Source organism: Rhodanobacter sp. FW104-R8, assembly GCF_001617365.1.
In the GTDB taxonomy this organism is placed as follows: Bacteria; Pseudomonadota; Gammaproteobacteria; order Xanthomonadales; family Rhodanobacteraceae; genus Rhodanobacter.
On record NZ_LVJR01000020.1, the window covers coordinates 1 to 16,321 of the forward strand.

Consider the following 16,321-nt stretch of genomic DNA (forward strand, 5'->3'; position numbering starts at 1 on the left):
CAGCCGCCACAGTCTACGCGTCGCGGCGGGGGGAGGGTGCGCCGTCCGCCGCCCTCCCCCGCCGCGTCATTGCGGGCGTCAGCGCTCGTTGATGCTGAACTTGCCCACCGAAATGCCCAGGTTCACGCCTTCGCCGGTGCCGGACAGCGCCAGCGAGGTGGTGCCCTTGGTCAGCAGTTGCACGGTACCGCTCTTCACCACGCCGGCCTCGGCGCCGGCCTGCACGTAATCGCCATAGACGTCGGCGATGCCGTGCACCTTGCTGATCTCGCCCTTGCCGTTGTCGATGCGGTACTTGCCGGCCGTGAGGCCGCCGCCAACCAGCGTGATCTTCACGTTCGCACGCTGGCCATTGTTGCAGGTGATCGTGCCGCTGCCCTCGGCATGCTTGTAGAGCAGCGACCAGCCCTCGAGCTTGTAGCTGAGGTCGCATTTCACCTGCGCGCCTTCGGCCCGAGTCGGGGTCGCCGGCAGCAGCGTCGCACCGCCAGCACAGGCCAGCAGCAGGGTCAAGCCGAGAATGTGTCTGTTCATGGTTGTCTCCTTCGATTGCGGCGGAGGGGGATCCTCACGCCGGCGCAGGCGACGTCACGTCGCGAACCGTCCGGTGCGCCCGGACTCGCGATCGAGCATCGGCAAGCCGGCGTGACAGGCATGTGCAGGCACGCCGCACGTCGTCGTAGGATGCATCGCTGCATCCTTGATGTTTCGCTAACAAACTTCCGCGCAGACTGCCTGCCAGGTCCGACGACGAGGTGGTGCCATGAGAAAGCATTTGGTGTTGTCCGCGAGTTTCATCCTGCTGCTCGCCGCGACCCCGCTCGTACTGGCCCAGTCCGGCAGCGCTTCGCCCACAGCAGCGAGCACGGCCGGCACGCCACACCACACCACGACCAAGCACCACACCACGACGAAACATCACACCACGACCAAGCACAAGGCGTCCAAGCCCACCGCCGCGGCCGCCGCCCAGCCGAAGACCCGCACGGTGTGCGAAGACGTCGTGGTACAGGACACGCCGAAGGACAACAACCAGATTGCCGGCATGGCGATCGGCGCGGTGGCCGGCGGCCTGCTCGGCAACCAGGTCGGCGGCGGCAAGGGCCGCACGCTGGCAACCGTGGCCGGGGCCGTCGGCGGCGGTTATGCCGGCAAGAAGGTCCAGGAGCACCAGCAGGCGAAGAACACGCATACCGAGCGGCGCTGTCACGAAGTCACCGACTGAGCGGCTTGGCCCACGCGCAGGGAGGACGCATGCTCAAGTATTCGCTGGTCGGCTACGACGGCTCCAAGTCCTCGCAGCGGGCCTTCCGGTTGGCCGTCGCGCTGGCCCGAGCCTGCGGGGGCCGGGTGCGGGCGGTGTCCGTGCTGCGCGTCGTCGAGGGCGGCGCCGACCTCTGCGCCCTGATGATGACCGACTCCGGCACGCAACGCGTGCAGGAACTGCGCGACGAACTGGCCGCGCTGGCCCCGGACGCCGCCGACCTGGTCGACCTGGAGGTGGTGCACGGCAGCCCCGGCGACGTGCTGCTCAGCCAGGTCGAGCAGCATGGCGTGGACCACATCGTGATCGGCCACACCGAGCGCGGCGCGCTGGCGCGCTGGCTGCTCGGCTCGGTGTCCGGCAACGTGCTGGCGCGTGCCCATGTGCCGGTGACGGTGGTGCGCTGAAGTGCGGCGACGCCGTCGTGCGAGTCGGGCCGCGTTAATCCGGCGCGGCGCCCGCGTCGTATCCTGTGTCATCTTTCCGTCACACGGTCGCCTGCCGCGACGGCCGGCGACCGCCTTGCCCTGTGGGAAATCCGCTTGAGTTATTCCACCGCCCTGCCCTGGACCCTGGAAAGCATCGATCTGGACCGGATCGAGGTTGCGCGCATACGCCACGACGAGGACCTGTTCTTCCTGTTGTGCAGCTCGTCCTTCGTCGAGAGCGGCTCGGACCTGTACACGCAGAACCTGGTCCGCCACTTCGCCGGCGACGAAGAGCTGGGCACCTGGCTCAGCCAGCACTGGGAGCAGGAGGAACTGCAGCACGGCCGCGCGCTGGCCGCCTATGTCAGGAGGGTCTGGCCGGAGTTCGACTGGGACAAGGGCTTCGCCTCGTTCTGGCAGGAGTACGGCGCGGTGTGCACCGCCGAGCAGCTCGAACCCGACCGCGGGCTGGAACTGGCCGCGCGCTGCGTGGTGGAAACCGGCACCGCCAGCCTGTACCGCGCGCTCAACGAGATCACCGACGAGCCGGTGCTGAAGCTGCTGACCAACCACATCAAGAGCGACGAAGTCCGCCACTTCAAGTATTTCTACCAGCATTACCGGCTGTACCGCGAGCGCGGGAGCTTCGGCCGCTACCAGGTGTTCCGGGTGATCCTGCGCCGGGTCAACGAGATCAAGAGCGAGGACGGCGACATCGCGCTGCGCCACGTGTTCAACCAGTGCTATCCGCAGCACCAGGGCAACGAGGCCGAGTTCCGCCGCATCAGCGACCGCGCCCAGGGCCTGCTGCGCCGGCACATTCCAGCCGCGATGACGGTGAAGATGCTGCTCAAGCCGCTGGACCTGCCCGCGCGCCTGCAGAACGCGCTGGAAAAGCCGCTGGCGAAGGTCACCGAGAAGCTGTTCCTGCACTGACGTTCACGGCGATCCGGCAGGTTGGTCCTTGCTGCGCGCCTTGCTGTCGATCTGCCGCTGCTCCTGCTGCGCGACCTTCAGGCGCTTCACGTCGACCGGGCGGATCCGGGTGATCGTGCAGGGGAAATTGCGCGCCCCGGTGAGCACCTTGTCGAAGCCGACCATCACCTGGCCGAGGTTGGAGGTGAGCCCGATCGCGTTGACGAATTCCAGCTCGTGGCAGCCGCCGAGGTCGAGCAGCCATGCCTCGTTCGGCCGCGTGTAGACCACCAGCTCGGTGTCGCCCAGCGGCTCCCACGTGTACAGGCTGGAGTAGCGGAAGCTGCGCACCGGCGCGCCGGCCGCGGCGGCATACGCGGCCTGGCGCTCGTTGACGCGCTGCGTGTAGGGCGCGCCGGTGCAGGCGCCGAGCAGGATGGCCAGGGTCGTCGCCAGCAGAAGCCGCGTCTTGGTGGTCACGTCGTCGGATTCCATCGGCGGGATGCATGAAAACGCACGAGACGGCTTTTCGCGTACCCCGCTACTTCTTTTTCTGCTTGCCGACGGCAACCCACCTGGCCGGGTCGAAGCCGGCCACTTCGTAGACCAGGGTCTGCTTCTTCTCGCCGTCGACCAGGGTGACGTCCAGCGCGATCTTCTTCGCCTTGCGCAGCATCGCGATGAAGCCGTTGTCGTCGCGGACCATCAGCGCCGGCTCGCCGGTAGACGGCGCGAACGCCTTGATCCGCACCGGCTTGCCGTCGGCGGTGCCGGCGATGGTGCAGTTGCCGCGGCAGACGAAGCCGGGCTTGCTGCCGTACAAGAACACGCTCTGGCCCCACTCGGTGTGCCGGCGCAGCACCAGCCGCACACGGTCGCCGCCGGCGGGCTGGCTGTTCTCGATGGCGGCGGTGGACTGCGTGCCGCCGGCCATCGGCGCCACCTGGTACAGCCACAGCCCGGCCAGCCGGCTCTTCTCGCTGGCCTCGGCGTAGCGCTGCTCGATCGCCGGCAGGGTCTGCTGCACTTCCTTCGCCGCGTCGCTGTCCGGGAAGCGCTTGACGATGTCCTTGCCCATCGACACCGCCATCTCGTCGTTGCGGATGCGCAGCAGCTGGCGGTAGGTGTCGAGGTTGCGCGCCGCATCCGCCGCCTGCGCCTGCGCCGCCTGCTGTGGCGCGCCCGGTGCCGGCGCCCCGCCCTGCGAGCAACCGGCGAGCAGCGCGGCGACACAGAAAACCACGGCGGCGGAGCGGGAAAAGTCGGGATTCATCGGCGGGCTGCCTGGCGGGAACGGGAGGCTAGCTTGGAACGACCCGCCGCCGGCATGCAACCGGCGCCGCGCCAGGCCGGCCGGCAGCGGATATCCTCCGGGTTTCCGGAAGGAGCCCGTCTTGATCACCACCTCGCGCACCGCGTTCCTCGACGCCCATGCCGCACTGGCGCCGTTGCCGCAGGCCGCGGCGACCGCGCGGGCCGCGTTCATGGTGGCGCCGGCCGAATTCGCCCTGGCGCAGGAATCGGCGCGCGACAACCGCTACATGGACCTGAGCCTCGCGGTCGACCCGCTCAAGGCGCTGGCCCAGCATGCTGCGCTGGCGCAGGCGCTGCGCGCGGACGTGCCGGTGATCACCTTTCCCGGCGACCCGGCGACGCCCGACGCGGTGTTTCCGAACAACGTGTTCGCCACCGCGCCGGGGCGGCTGATCGTCGGCCGCATGCGCCACCCGGTACGCCAGCGCGAGGCCGCGCGCGCGGACATCCGCGGGTTCTTCGGCAACGTGCTTGGCTACCGCGAGATCGACCTGTCCGGCCGCAGCGACCTGGTTGCCGAGCTGACCGGTTCGCTGGTCATCGACCGTGCCCGCGGCATCGGTTATTGCGGCCTCAGCGAACGCTGCGACCTGGCCGGCGCCGAGGCGATGCACCAGGCGTTCGGCCTGCGCCTGACGTACTGCTTCGAGCTGGCCGAAACCGAGTACCACACCAACGTGGTGCTGACCCTGCTGGCCGGCCGCGCCGCGATCATCGCCGCCGACGGCTTCCGCGACCCGGCCGACGCGCAGGCCATCGCCCATGCTTGCGGCGATCGCGCAATCCGGCTCACCCCGGCGCAGAAGCAGGCCTTCGCCGGCAACGCGATCACCCTCTCCGACGACCGCGTGTGGATGAGCGCCCGCGCCGCCCGCTCGCTCACCGACGCCCAGCGCGAAGCGCTGGCCGGCTACGGTTTCGCGGTGGGCGCGGTGGAACTGGGCGAAATCGAGAAGGCCGGCGGCAGCCTGCGCTGCTGCGTGGGCGAGATCTACTGAGGCTGGTCCGCGTTGCACAGCCGGCATCGCCGGGGCATGCTCGGCGCATGCCAGCGTCGATACCTTGCACGCGCCTGCTCCAGCTGATCGCGCCCGCGATCCTGCTGGCCGCGGCGGGTGCGACGGCCGCGCCCGCCGTCACGGGCGGACGCACCTGGGCCAACCCGCTGGACATCGACTACCGCTACAACTACGAACAAATGAACCAGGGCATCTCGTACCGCACCGGCGCGGACCCCGCGTTCGTGCGCTACGGCGATGCGTACTACCTGTTCCTAACCCTGGCCGACGGCTACTGGCGCTCGACCGACCTGGTGCACTGGCGGTTCGTGCAGCCGGACAGATCGCCGTTCGATGGCCCGGTGGCGCCGGCCACCCTGGTCGCCGACGGCAAGCTGTTCCTGATGTCGTCGGCGATGGAACCGCGCCCGCTGCTGTACTCGACCGACCCGGCGCACGGCCGCTGGCAGTTCTGGACGCGCCTGCTGCCCGCGGTACCGGGCGCGGTGTGGGCCGGCCACGAGAGCGAAATGAAACCGGGCGACCTGCCGCCGGGGCCGTGGGATCCGGGCCTGTTCCGCGACGAGGACGGCAAGACCTACCTGTACTGGGATTCGTCCAACGTCTTCCCGCTGTACGGCGCGCAGATCGACCTGGCGCTGGACCACGCCGACGAGGGCGAAGGCAAGCGGATGGCCTTCGCCACGAAACCGGCCCCGCTGCTCAGGGCCGATCCGGCCGCGCACGGCTGGGAGCGCTTCGGCCGGGACCACACCGACACCCGCATCGCGCCCTACGTCGAGGGCGCCTGGATGAACCGCCACGGCGACCGCTACTACCTGCAGTACGCCGCGCCAGGTACCGAGTACAACGTCTACGCCACCGGCGTCTACGTCGGCAGCAAGCCGCTCGGGCCGTTCACCTACGCACCGTACAACCCGGTCGGCTACAAGCCCGGCGGCTTCGCCACCGGCGCCGGCCACGGCTCGACCTTCCAGGATGCCTGGGGCAACTGGTGGAACAGCGGCACCATGTGGGTCGGCCTGAACTGGACGTTCGAGCGGCGCGTCGAGCTGTTCCCCGCCGGCTTCCATGCGGACGGCCAGATGTGGGTCGACACGCGCTTCGGCGATTTCCCCCAGCGCATGCCCGACCGCGCCCTGCGCGAGGGGGAGAGCACCTTCACCGGCTGGATGCTGCTGTCGTACCGCAAGGCCGCGCGCGCCTCGTCGCAACTGCCGGGGCACCCGCCCTCCGCCGTCGCCGACGAGAACCCGCGCACGTTCTGGGCGGCGGCAAGCAACACCGCCGGGCAGACGCTCACGCTCGACCTCGGCGGCCTGCGCACGGTGCGCGCGGTGCAGGTGGACTACGCCGACTACCGGTCCGGCCGCTACGGCGACGCGCCCGACATCGTCGCCCGGTTCCGCCTCGAGGGCTCGGCGGACGGCCAGCGATGGATCGCCCTGGCCGACCTCTCGCACGAGACCCGCGACCGCCCGAACGCCTACCTCGAGCTCGCGCATCCGGCGCGCATCCGCTACCTGCGCTACGTGCACGGCCACGTCGGTGCACGCACGCTGGCGATCTCCGACCTGCGCGTGTTCGGCAACGCCGACGGCCCGCCGCCGCCGGCACCGGTGCTGGTCTCCGCCCGCCGCCTGGCCGACACCCGCGATGCCGAGATCGTGTGGAAGCCGGTGCCCGGCGCGGTCGGCTACAACGTGCGCTGGGGGCTGGCCGCCGACCGCCTGCACGAGACCTGGCAGCGCTTCGCCGACCAGCCGACCCGGCTGACCCTGCGCGCGTTGAACAAGGGCGTGACATACGTCGTGGCGGTTGAGGCGTTCGACGAGCGCGGCGTGTCGACGCTGTCGCGGGCCGCCGTGCTGCAACCCTGAGCTTGCGCGCACCCGTGCCGTGCGCTCTGATGCACGGATGATCGTCGTCCACCATCTGAACAATTCGCGCTCGCAGCGCATCCTGTGGCTGCTGGAAGAGCTCGGCGTGCCGTACGAGATCAGGTGCTACCAGCGCGATCCGCAGACCATGCTGGCGCCACCGGCACTGCGCGCGATCCACCCGCTGGGCAAGTCGCCGGTGATCACCGACGGCGAGCTCACCCTGGCCGAGTCCGGCGCGATCGTGGAATACCTCGCCGACCGCTACGGCGCCGGCACCCTGATCCCCGCGCACGGCACGCCCGCGCGGCTGCGCTGCAACTACTGGCTGCACTACGCCGAAGGCTCGGCGATGCCGCCGCTGCTGCTGAAACTGGTGTTCCGCCGGATCGAGACGAGGCCGATGCCGTTCTTCACGAAGGCGGTCGCGAAAGGCATCGCGCGCAAGGTGCAACGCAGCTTCGTCGACCCGCAGCTGAAACTGCACCTGGATTACCTCGAAGGCGAACTCGGCAAGAGCGAGTGGTTCGGCGGCGACACGTTCGGCGTCGCCGACACCCAGTTGAGTTTCCCGCTGGAAGCGTTCGCCGCGCGCGGCGGGCTGGATGACCGTTACCCGCGGCTGGCCGCCTTCCTGCAGCGCATCCACGCGCGGCCGGCTTACCGGCGCGCGCTGCAGCAGGGCGGCGAATACCGCCTCGGCTGAACGGGGCGCGACGCTGCGCGGCGCTGTTTACGCCTCGCTCACGAGGGCCCTGGCAGCCTCGGAAGCCCGCCGACGAGGAGAACACTCCATGCACAACCACGATATCGAGAGCCGACTCCGCGACGCCGGCGAGCGCGCCGGCGAACAGGCGCGCCGCTACGCCGACGGCGCCGCCGAGCGCGCGCATACCCTGTTCGAACGGGGCCGCGAGCTGGGCTCACGCTGGAACCAGCGCGGCGATTCGTACGGCCGCCGGCTGTCGCATGCGGCCGAGGATCTCGCCGACGAGGCGAACTACCACTACCGCCGCCTGCGCCGCCAGGCAAGCCGCCACCCGCTGGCCACGGCGGCGATCGTCGCCGGCACGCTCGGCGCCTTCCTGCTGCTGCGCCGCGCGTTCCGCAACGACGACGAATGAACGCGGCGCGCGCCGCCTGGGCGCGGCGCGCGCCGGCGGACGCCCGTCCGCCGCTGCTATGCTGGTAGCCTGTACGTCAGGCTGGCCGATGCATGCGTTCGAAGGACCTCACCTTCCACCATCCGGTGGCGTTCTGGCTCGGTTGCGCCATGGTGATCGCCGGCGTGCTGGCGCACCTGCCGATGCTGGCGATGGCCGCGCCGATGCACTACCAGCTCGCCGGCATGCCGATGGACAACGCGATGCTGGCCGGGATGGTGCTGGTGCCGCTGGGCGTGCTGCTCGCCGGTTACGGCCTGATGCCGCGGCTGGAACAGATGCGGCGCACGCTGCATCCCGACCGCGACCCGCTGCCGTTCCACGCCGCCGACCACGTACCACTCAACCGCGAGCACTGGAAGCTGGTGACCGTGCTGACCATCGCGCTGGCGGTGGACGTGATGAAGCCGGCGACGATCGGCTTCGTGATGCCAGGGCTGTCGGTGGAGTACGGCATCGGCGCCTCGACCGCCGGCCTGCTGGCGTTGTCGGCGCTGACCGGCACCGTGATCGGCTCGGTGGTGTGGGGCCGCCTCGGCGACCTGTTCGGCCGCCGCGCGACGATCCTGCTGTCGGCGCTGATGTTCATGGGCACCTCGATCTGCGGCGCGATGCCGGCGTTCGGCTGGAACCTGGTGATGTGCTTCATGATGGGCGCCGCCGCCGGCGGCATGCTGCCGATCACCTTCACCCTGATGGCGGAGACCATCCCGACCCGCCATCGCGGCTGGCTGCTGGTGGCGCTGGGCGGCGTCGGCACCTCGGCCGGCTACCTGCTCGCCTCCGGCGCCGCGACCCTGGTCGAACCCGGCTTCGGCTGGCGCGCGCTGTGGCTGCTCAACCTGCCCACCGGCACGCTGATCATCCTGCTCAACCGCTACATTCCCGAATCGCCGCGCTTCCTCGCGCTGGCCGGCCTGGAGGATCAGGCCCGCGCGGTGCTGCAGCGGTTCTCGGGCACGGCGGCACCGACGGCTGCGCCTGTCCACGCCGCGGGCGAAGCGGCCCGACCCGACCCGCATGCCTCTGCCCGCATCGGCATGCGCCAGCTGCTGCGCGGAAGGCATGCGGCGATCAGCTGGGGGCTGATGGTGTGCGCGGTGGCCTGGGGGCTGGCGAACTTCGGCTTCCTGCTGTGGCTGCCGGCAAACCTGGTCAACCTGGGCATCGACGCGCAGGCCAGCGCCGCGCTGCTGGCGCGCTCGGCGATCCTGGCACTGCCCGGCATCGGCGTGGTGGTGTGGTTCTACCAGCGCTGGAGCAGCATCCGCACCCTGGTGCTGTTCATCGGGCTGACCGCGCTGTCCCTGCTGTTCTTCTTCGCGATCGCGCTGGCCAACCTGCACTCGACGACGCTGACCATCGTCGGCACGGTGGCGCTGCTGCTCAGCATCAGCGGGGTGATCGCCACGCTGATCCCGTATGCGGCGGAGATCTACCCGGTGCACCTGCGCAGCACCGGCGCGGGGCTGATCGCCGGGGGCTCGAAGTTCGGCGGCATCCTGGGCGCGGTGATCGGCGTGGCCGGCCTGTTCGAGCACTTCATGCTGTCGGCGCTGCTGATCGCGCTGCCGATGGCAGTGGCCGGCTGGATGCTCGCGCGCAGCGGCATCGAGACGCGCGGGCACGGGCTGGAGGCGATCCAGCAGGCGCTGTCGGCGGAATAGCCCACAGCGAAAAGCCGCCCCTCGGGGCGGCTTTTCGGATCGCGCAGGGCGCTCAGACGGTCAGCGGGTTCGGCTTGTCCGGGTCGAGCTTGTACTCGCGGATCGCGCGCGCCACGTCCTTGGCGTTGACCTTGCCTTCCTTCGCCAGCGCGGCCAGCGCGGCGTGGGCGATCCAGTAGCGGCTGATCTCGAAGAACTCGCGCAGGTGCTCGCGGGTGTCCGAGCGGCCGTAGCCGTCGGCGCCCAGCGCGGTGAAGGAGCGGCCCTCGGGCACGAACGCGCGCACCTGGTCCACCACGCCGCGCACGTACTCGCTGGCGGCGATCACCGGGCCGTCGTGCCCGTCCAGGCACTGCGCGACGTGGGGCACGCGCGGTGCCTTCGCCTCCGGATGCAGGCGGTTCCAGCGTTCGCAGTCGAAGCCGTCGCGCGACAGTTCGCTGAAGCTGGGGCAGGACCACACGTCGGCCTTCACGCCGAAGTCGGCATCCAGCAGTTCGGCCGCGGCGATCGCCTCGATCAGCGAGCCGCCCGCCGCCATCAGCTGCACGCGCGGCGCGCCGTTCTTGCCCTTGCCCTTGGCCGTGCCGGCGCCCGAATCGCGGAACAGGTACATGCCCTTGACGATGCCGTCGTAGCAGCCCTCGGGCATGTCCGGATGGGTGTAGTTCTCGTTGGTGGTGGTGATGTAGTAGAAGACGTCCTGCTGCTCCTCGTACATCTCCTGCACGCCGCGATGCAGCAGCACCGCCACCTCGTAGGACCAGGTGGGGTCGTAGGCGCGGCAGTTGGGCACGGTGCCGGCCATCAGCTGCGAAGCGCAGTCGGAGTGCTGCAGACCCTCGCCGGGGAAGCTGGCGCCGGCGGTGGCGCCGATCAGGAAGCCGCGCGCGCGCTGGTCGCCGGCCGCCCAGATCAGGTCGCCCACGCGGCGGAAGCCGAAGAACGAGTAGTAGATGAAGAACGGCAGCATCGGCTGGTTGGACACCGAGTAGCTGGTGGCCGCCGCGATCCACGCCGACATACCGCCGGCCTCGGAGATGCCTTCCTGCAGCACCTGGCCGTCCTGCGCCTCGCGGTAGTACAAGAGCTGGTCGGCGTCCTGCGGGCGGTACTTCTGGCCGAACGGCGCGTAGATGCCGATCTGGCGGAACATGCCTTCCATGCCGAAGGTGCGCGCCTCGTCGGCCACGATCGGCACCACGCGCGGGCCGAGCTGCTTGTCGCGCAGCAACAGGTTCATGCCGCGCACCAGCGCCATGGTGTTGGAGATCTCGCGCTCGCCGGTGCCGGCGGTGATCTGCGCGAAGGCGGACAGCTCCGGCGCCTTGCACGGCACGTCGGTGCGGCGGCGGCGCTGCGGCAGGTGGCCGCCCAGCGCGCGGCGGCGCTCCGCCATGTATTCCACCTCGGCCGAGTTCGCGCCAGGGTGGTAGTAGGGCACGCTGTCGAGCTTGTCGTCGGCAATCGGGATCTGGAAGCGGTCGCGGAAGTGCCGCACCGCGTCGCCGGTCATCTTCTTCTGCTGGTGGGTGGGGTTTTCCGCCTCGCCCGAGCCGATGCCCATGCCGTAGCCCTTCACCGTCTTGGCCAGGATCACCGTGGGCATGCCCTTGGTGTTCACCGCCGCGTGGTAGGCGGCGTAGACCTTGTGCGGATCGTGGCCGCCGCGGTTGAGGCGCCAGATGTCGTCGTCGCTGAGGTTGGCGACCATCTCGCGGGTCTGCGGGTACTTGCCGAAGAAGTGCTCGCGCGTGTACGCGCCGCCGAACGCCTTGCAGGCCTGGTACTCGCCGTCGACGGTTTCCATCATCAGCTTGCGCAGCACGCCGTCGTTGTCGCGCGCCAGGAGCGGATCCCAGTAGGAACCCCAGATCACCTTGATCGCGTTCCAGCCGGCGCCGCGGAATACGCCTTCCAGTTCCTGGATGATCTTGCCATTGCCGCGCACCGGGCCGTCCAGGCGCTGCAGGTTGCAGTTGATCACGAAGATCAGGTTGTCCAGCCGCTCGCGGCCGGCCAGCGCGATGGCGCCGAGCGATTCGGGCTCGTCCACCTCGCCGTCGCCCAGGAAGCACCACACCTTGCGGTCGGACTTGGGCACCAGGCCGCGGTTCTCCAGGTAGCGGAAGAACTGCGCCTGGTAGATCGCCTGGATCGGGCCCAGCCCCATCGACACCGTGGGCATCTGCCAGTAGTCGGGCATCAGCCACGGGTGCGGGTAGGAGGTGAGCGAGCGCTGGCCGCCGATCACGTCGGCGCGGAACAGGTCCATCTGCTCCTCGCTGATGCGGCCTTCGAGGAAGGAGCGCGCGTAGATGCCGGGGCTGATGTGGCCCTGGTAGCCGATCAGGTCGCCAGGATGCTCGGCGCTGGGCGCGCGCCAGAAATGGTTGAAGCCCACGTCGTACAGCGTGGCCGAGGAGGCGAAGCTGGCGATGTGGCCGCCCAACATGCCGGGCTTGCGGTTGGTGCGCACCACCATCGCCATCGCGTTCCAGCGGATCAGCGAGCGGATGCGCCATTCCATCGCCGCGTCGCCGGGGCTCTTGGCCTCGTTCGCCGGCGCGATGGTGTTGACGTAGGCGGTGGTCGGGTCGAACGGCAGATGGCCACCGGAGCGGCGGGTGGTATCGACCATCTTCTCCAGCAGGAAATGCGCGCGTTCGGTGCCGTCGTGATGGATCACCGCATCGAGCGAGTCGATCCACTCACGGGTTTCGGTGGGGTCGATGTCCTGGTTGAGGATATCGTCGAGCTGATCCATGAAGATTCTCCGCGGCGCCGTTGCAGCGCCCATGCTTGAAGGGGGACACCCCGCCGCCGAGGACCGCGGCGGGATCAACGTCCAAGTCTAGCCGCTGGACCCGAAGGCCGCCAATTCGGCATCCATGCGCCGGCGGATGGCGACGGGTCGGCGGCGATGGGTTGGCGGCGATGGGTCGGTCGCTCGTCCGGAGCGGCCCGGCCCGGTCAGCCCGTGTGGCGATTCGCCGCGCGGATCTGCGCCTCGACGCAGGCCACCGCGCTCATGTTCACCACCCGGCGCACGGTCGACTGCGGCATCAGGATGTGCGCCGGCTTGGCCACGCCCATCAGGATCGGCCCGATCACCACGCCGTCGGAGAGCATGCGGGTCATGTTGTAGGCGATGTTGGCCGCGTCCAGGTTCGGGAACACGAACACGTTCGCCTTGCCCTCCAGCCGCGAGTTCGGGAACAGCTTCTCGCGCAGCGCGGGCACCAGCGCCACGTCGGCCTGCATCTCGCCCTCCACCTCCAGCCGCGGCGCGCGGGCGCGGATCAGTTCCAGCGCCTTGCGCATCTTCTTCGCGCCGCAGGTATCGAGGCTGCCGAAGTTGCCGCCGGACAGCAGCGCGATCTTCGGCGTGATGCCGAACAGCTTCAGCCGGATCGAGGCCTGCAACGTCGCCTCGGCGATCTGCTCGGGACAGGGGTCGTCCTGCACATGGGTGTCGAGGTAGAAGAAGGTACCCTTGTCGGTGGCCACCGCGGCCATCGCCGACGGCTCCACCACGCCGGCATCCAGCCCGATGATGTCGCGGATGTAGCGCAGCTTGCCCTGGTACTGGCCGACCAGGCCGCAGATCATCGCGTCGGCCTCGCCGCGCTCGACCATCAGCGAGGCGATCGCGGTGGGCCGCGAGCGCACCACCGCCTTGGCCATCGACGGGGTCACCCCGCGGCGCTCCATCAGCCGGTGGTAGTGCTGCCAGTAGTCGTCGAAGCGCGGGTCGGAGTTGATGTTGCAGATCTCGACGTCCACGCCCGGGCGGATGCGCAGGCCGGCGCGCTTGATGCGCTTCTCGATCACCTCCGGGCGGCCGATCAGGATGGGCTTGGCCAGCCCTTCGTCGACCACCACCTGCACCGCGCGCAGCACGGTCTCCTCCTCGCCCTCGGCGTAGACCAGCCGGCACGGCGCGGACTTGGCCCGCTCGAACACCGGCTTCATCAGCAGGCCGGTGCGGAACACGAAGCTGGTCAGCTGGTCGATGTAGGCGGCGAAGTCCGCGATCGGCCGCGTCGCCACGCCCGAATCCATCGCCGCCTGCGCCACCGCCGGCGGCAGCTGCAGCAGCAGGCGCGGGTCGAACGGCTGCGGGATCAGGTAGTCCGGGCCGAAGCTGGGCGGCTTGCCGCCGTAGGCGCGCGCGCTGACGTCGGACGACTCGCGCCGCGCCAGCGCCGCGATCGCCTTGACGCAGGCGATCTTCATCGGCTCGTTGATCACCGTGGCGCCCACGTCCAGCGCGCCGCGGAACAGGTACGGGAAGCACAGCGCGTTGTTGACTTGGTTCGGGTAGTCCGAACGGCCGGTGGCCATGATGCAGTCCGGCCGCACCGCCTTCGCCTCCTCCGGGGTGATCTCCGGGTTCGGGTTGGCCAGCGCAAAGATGATCGGCCGCGCGGCCATCGTGGCGACCATCTCCGGTTTCAGGATGCCGCCGGCGGAAAGGCCGAGGAACACGTCCGCGCCCTCGACGATCTCGGCCAGCGTGCGCGCCTTGGTGTCGCGCGCGTAGCGCTGCTTGTCGGGGTCGAGGTCGGTGCGCTCGTTGTGCAGCACGCCGTGGCGGTCGAACGCCAGGATGTGCTCCGGCTTCACGCCCAGCGCCACCAGCATGTCGAGGCAGGAGATGCCCGCCGCGCCGGCGCCGGTGGTGGCCACGCGGATGTCCTCGATCTTCTTGCCGACTACCACCAGCGCGTTGACCAGCGCCGCGCCCACGATGATCGAGGTGCCGTGCTGGTCGTCGTGGAACACCGGGATCTTCATCCGCTCGCGCAGCTTGCGCTCGACGATGAAGCACTCCGGCGCCTTGATGTCCTCCAGGTTGATGCCGCCGAAGGTCGGCTCGAGGCTGGCGATGATGTCGACCAGCTTGTCCGGGTCGTTCTCGTCGATCTCGATGTCGAACACGTCGATGCCGGCGAACTTCTGGAACAGCACGCCCTTGCCTTCCATCACCGGCTTGGCCGCCAGCGGCCCGATGTTGCCCAGGCCGAGCACCGCGGTGCCGTTGGTGATCACCGCCACCAGGTTCGAGCGCGCGGTGTACTCGGCCGCCGTGGTCGGATCCTCGACGATCGCGTCGCAGGCCGCGGCGACGCCGGGCGAATAGGCCAGCGACAGGTCGCGCTGGGTCAGCAACGAGGTGGTCGGGGTGACCTTGATCTTGCCGGGGCGCGGCAGGCGGTGGTACTCGAGGGCGGCGAGGCGCAGTTCTTCGGGAAGGCTCATGGATGCTTTTTTAGGGGTGAAGGGGGCGGCGAGCGCCTCGACGGGGAATGGCCTGTGATGTTAGCACCGGGGCGGACCTGCCTGGCCGGCACCTGCGACGCGACGACACGTCTCAGCCGCCCTGCAGCAGTTCGTCGCCCTGCACCCGGTTCATGTGGATGCCGTTGATGAACACCGAGAACGCCAGCTTGCCGGCCAGCCCGTGCACGTGCTGCATCCACGGCGGCAGCCAGCGCGGCGGCAGGATCGCGCCGGAGGCGAAGTGCGGCTGCAGCGCCACCACGTCGTGCAGGGTCAGCTTGCCGGCGAACAGGTGGCGCAGCAGGTCCATCCGCCGCTGCTTCAGCGCCCAGCGGAAGAACGTGTGCACGGTGAGCAGGCCGGAGAGGTAGACGTTGTCCTTGGCGAACGCCACGCCGCCGCCCGGCGGCACGCCGCGGAACACGCGCTGGGCCGAGTGGAAGCTGTCCGCCGCGCTCTGCCCGCAGGCGCTGAAATAGCGGTAGACCTCCACGAAATCGGCGCCGTTGAGCGCCATGTCGATGGCCAGGATGCGCAGGCTGATGCGCTTGAGCCGCGCGATGTCGATCGCGCCGGACATCAGCTCGGCGAACACCGCCAGGCCTTCCTGGGTCGCGGTGACCCGCGGCGAGGTGCGCGCCAGCGAGGCCAGCAGCGGCTGCCGCCGGCCGTTCAGCGCGGTCAGCGAATGCACGAACGCCTCGTGCGCCAACAGCTGGTGGCGGTCGTATTCGCTGAAGCAGGTGCCGCCGCGCAGGCGGATGCGGGTGGCGCCGGCGGCCGCCTTGGCGGTCAGCTCGGGGTCGACCTCGACCTTGATCGTGCCGGCGCCGAAGAACGCGTCCAGCGTGGCGGCCAGGTCCGCGCGCAGCTCGTCGGCCGGCATGTTCACGCTGGTGTCGTCGGCCAACAGGTCCGCGCCGAGCTCGTCGGACAGCTCGACGAAGTAGCGCGCCGCGTCCAGGTTGCTGCGCTGGCTGCCGGGGATGGCGTCGTCCGGACGCCCGTACAGCACGATCGACGGCGCGGTGAAGCCGCTGGTGCCGACCGATTCCAGCATCTCCGCGGCGATCCGCCACGACTCGGCGGTGCGCCGCAGGTAGTCGCCCAGCGGATCGATGTCCGCCGCGTCGCCGCCGCCTGCGGCCGTCTCGATCGCGGCCAGTTCGGCGCGCGCCGCGGCCAGGTCCGGCCGCACGTAGTCCACCTGCGGCAGCGCGAACCGGCCCTTGCTGTAATCCGCGATCATGCGGTTCTCCAGCGAGGCCGGCCACGCCACGGTCGGCAGGATGCGGATGCCGCGCACCGCCGCCAGCAGGCGCTGGTCGAGCGCCGCGTAGCGCTGCAGCGCGGCGTCCGTCGCGGGCGCGCTCACCGGCGCCCCG

General features: G+C 69.9%; 14 protein-coding genes. 8 read left to right on the plus strand and 6 right to left on the minus strand.

The window, feature by feature from the left end:
* Positions 1-78: 78 nt before the first annotated feature.
* Entirely contained in the window at positions 79-534 is a 456-nt protein-coding gene (locus RHOFW104R8_RS05150) for a hypothetical protein (protein ID WP_068093058.1), read from the minus strand.
* A 229-nt stretch (positions 535-763) separates the two neighbouring features.
* Here RHOFW104R8_RS05150 and RHOFW104R8_RS16885 point away from each other — a divergent pair, with 229 nt between their 5' ends.
* From RHOFW104R8_RS16885 to RHOFW104R8_RS05165, 3 genes are all read left to right on the plus strand, one after another.
* Positions 764-1,225, plus strand: a complete 462-nt coding sequence (locus RHOFW104R8_RS16885) for a glycine zipper 2TM domain-containing protein (protein ID WP_082823542.1) — start codon at positions 764-766, stop codon at positions 1,223-1,225.
* A gap of 29 nt (positions 1,226-1,254) precedes the next feature.
* The gene (locus RHOFW104R8_RS05160) at positions 1,255-1,671 is read left to right on the plus strand and encodes a universal stress protein (RefSeq protein WP_068093056.1); all 417 of its coding nucleotides are present in this window, start codon (positions 1,255-1,257) and stop codon (positions 1,669-1,671) included.
* A gap of 135 nt (positions 1,672-1,806) precedes the next feature.
* Positions 1,807-2,628 (plus strand): ferritin-like domain-containing protein, encoded by an 822-nt coding sequence (locus RHOFW104R8_RS05165; protein ID WP_068093052.1) that lies wholly within the window; start codon positions 1,807-1,809, stop codon positions 2,626-2,628.
* A 3-nt stretch (positions 2,629-2,631) separates the two neighbouring features.
* Here the strand turns inward: RHOFW104R8_RS05165 and RHOFW104R8_RS05170 are convergent, their stop codons facing one another.
* Complete coding sequence (locus tag RHOFW104R8_RS05170; protein WP_068093048.1) at positions 2,632-3,102, minus strand: DUF6491 family protein; 471 nt, start codon at positions 3,100-3,102, stop codon at positions 2,632-2,634.
* A 46-nt stretch (positions 3,103-3,148) separates the two neighbouring features.
* Positions 3,149-3,880, minus strand: coding sequence for a hypothetical protein (locus RHOFW104R8_RS05175; protein ID WP_068093046.1), 732 nt, complete (start codon positions 3,878-3,880; stop codon positions 3,149-3,151).
* 121 nt (positions 3,881-4,001) lie between these two features.
* Here RHOFW104R8_RS05175 and RHOFW104R8_RS05180 point away from each other — a divergent pair, with 121 nt between their 5' ends.
* The 5 genes from RHOFW104R8_RS05180 to RHOFW104R8_RS05200 all read left to right on the plus strand — a co-directional run bounded on the left by RHOFW104R8_RS05180 (position 4,002) and on the right by RHOFW104R8_RS05200 (position 9,650).
* Positions 4,002-4,919, plus strand: a complete 918-nt coding sequence (locus tag RHOFW104R8_RS05180; RefSeq protein WP_068093043.1) for an arginine deiminase-related protein — start codon at positions 4,002-4,004, stop codon at positions 4,917-4,919.
* A gap of 47 nt (positions 4,920-4,966) precedes the next feature.
* Positions 4,967-6,820, plus strand: coding sequence for a family 43 glycosylhydrolase (locus tag RHOFW104R8_RS05185; protein WP_201028728.1), 1,854 nt, complete (start codon positions 4,967-4,969; stop codon positions 6,818-6,820).
* Positions 6,821-6,857: 37 nt separating this feature from the next.
* Complete coding sequence (locus RHOFW104R8_RS05190; protein WP_068093040.1) at positions 6,858-7,526, plus strand: glutathione S-transferase family protein; 669 nt, start codon at positions 6,858-6,860, stop codon at positions 7,524-7,526.
* Positions 7,527-7,614: 88 nt separating this feature from the next.
* Positions 7,615-7,944, plus strand: coding sequence for a hypothetical protein (locus tag RHOFW104R8_RS05195; protein ID WP_068093036.1), 330 nt, complete (start codon positions 7,615-7,617; stop codon positions 7,942-7,944).
* 92 nt (positions 7,945-8,036) lie between these two features.
* Complete coding sequence (locus tag RHOFW104R8_RS05200; protein ID WP_068093034.1) at positions 8,037-9,650, plus strand: MFS transporter; 1,614 nt, start codon at positions 8,037-8,039, stop codon at positions 9,648-9,650.
* A gap of 52 nt (positions 9,651-9,702) precedes the next feature.
* Here the strand turns inward: RHOFW104R8_RS05200 and aceE are convergent, their stop codons facing one another.
* The 3 genes from aceE to RHOFW104R8_RS05215 form a co-directional block, all read right to left on the minus strand.
* Positions 9,703-12,417 (minus strand): pyruvate dehydrogenase (acetyl-transferring), homodimeric type, encoded by a 2,715-nt coding sequence (gene aceE, locus RHOFW104R8_RS05205; RefSeq protein WP_068093031.1) that lies wholly within the window; start codon positions 12,415-12,417, stop codon positions 9,703-9,705.
* A 206-nt stretch (positions 12,418-12,623) separates the two neighbouring features.
* Positions 12,624-14,915, minus strand: coding sequence for an NADP-dependent malic enzyme (locus tag RHOFW104R8_RS05210; RefSeq protein WP_068093029.1), 2,292 nt, complete (start codon positions 14,913-14,915; stop codon positions 12,624-12,626).
* A 112-nt stretch (positions 14,916-15,027) separates the two neighbouring features.
* Positions 15,028-16,311: a flavohemoglobin expression-modulating QEGLA motif protein gene (locus RHOFW104R8_RS05215; RefSeq protein ID WP_068093027.1), complete on the minus strand. Its 1,284-nt coding sequence runs from the start codon at positions 16,309-16,311 to the stop codon at positions 15,028-15,030.
* Between the last annotated feature and the right edge of the window lie 10 nt (positions 16,312-16,321).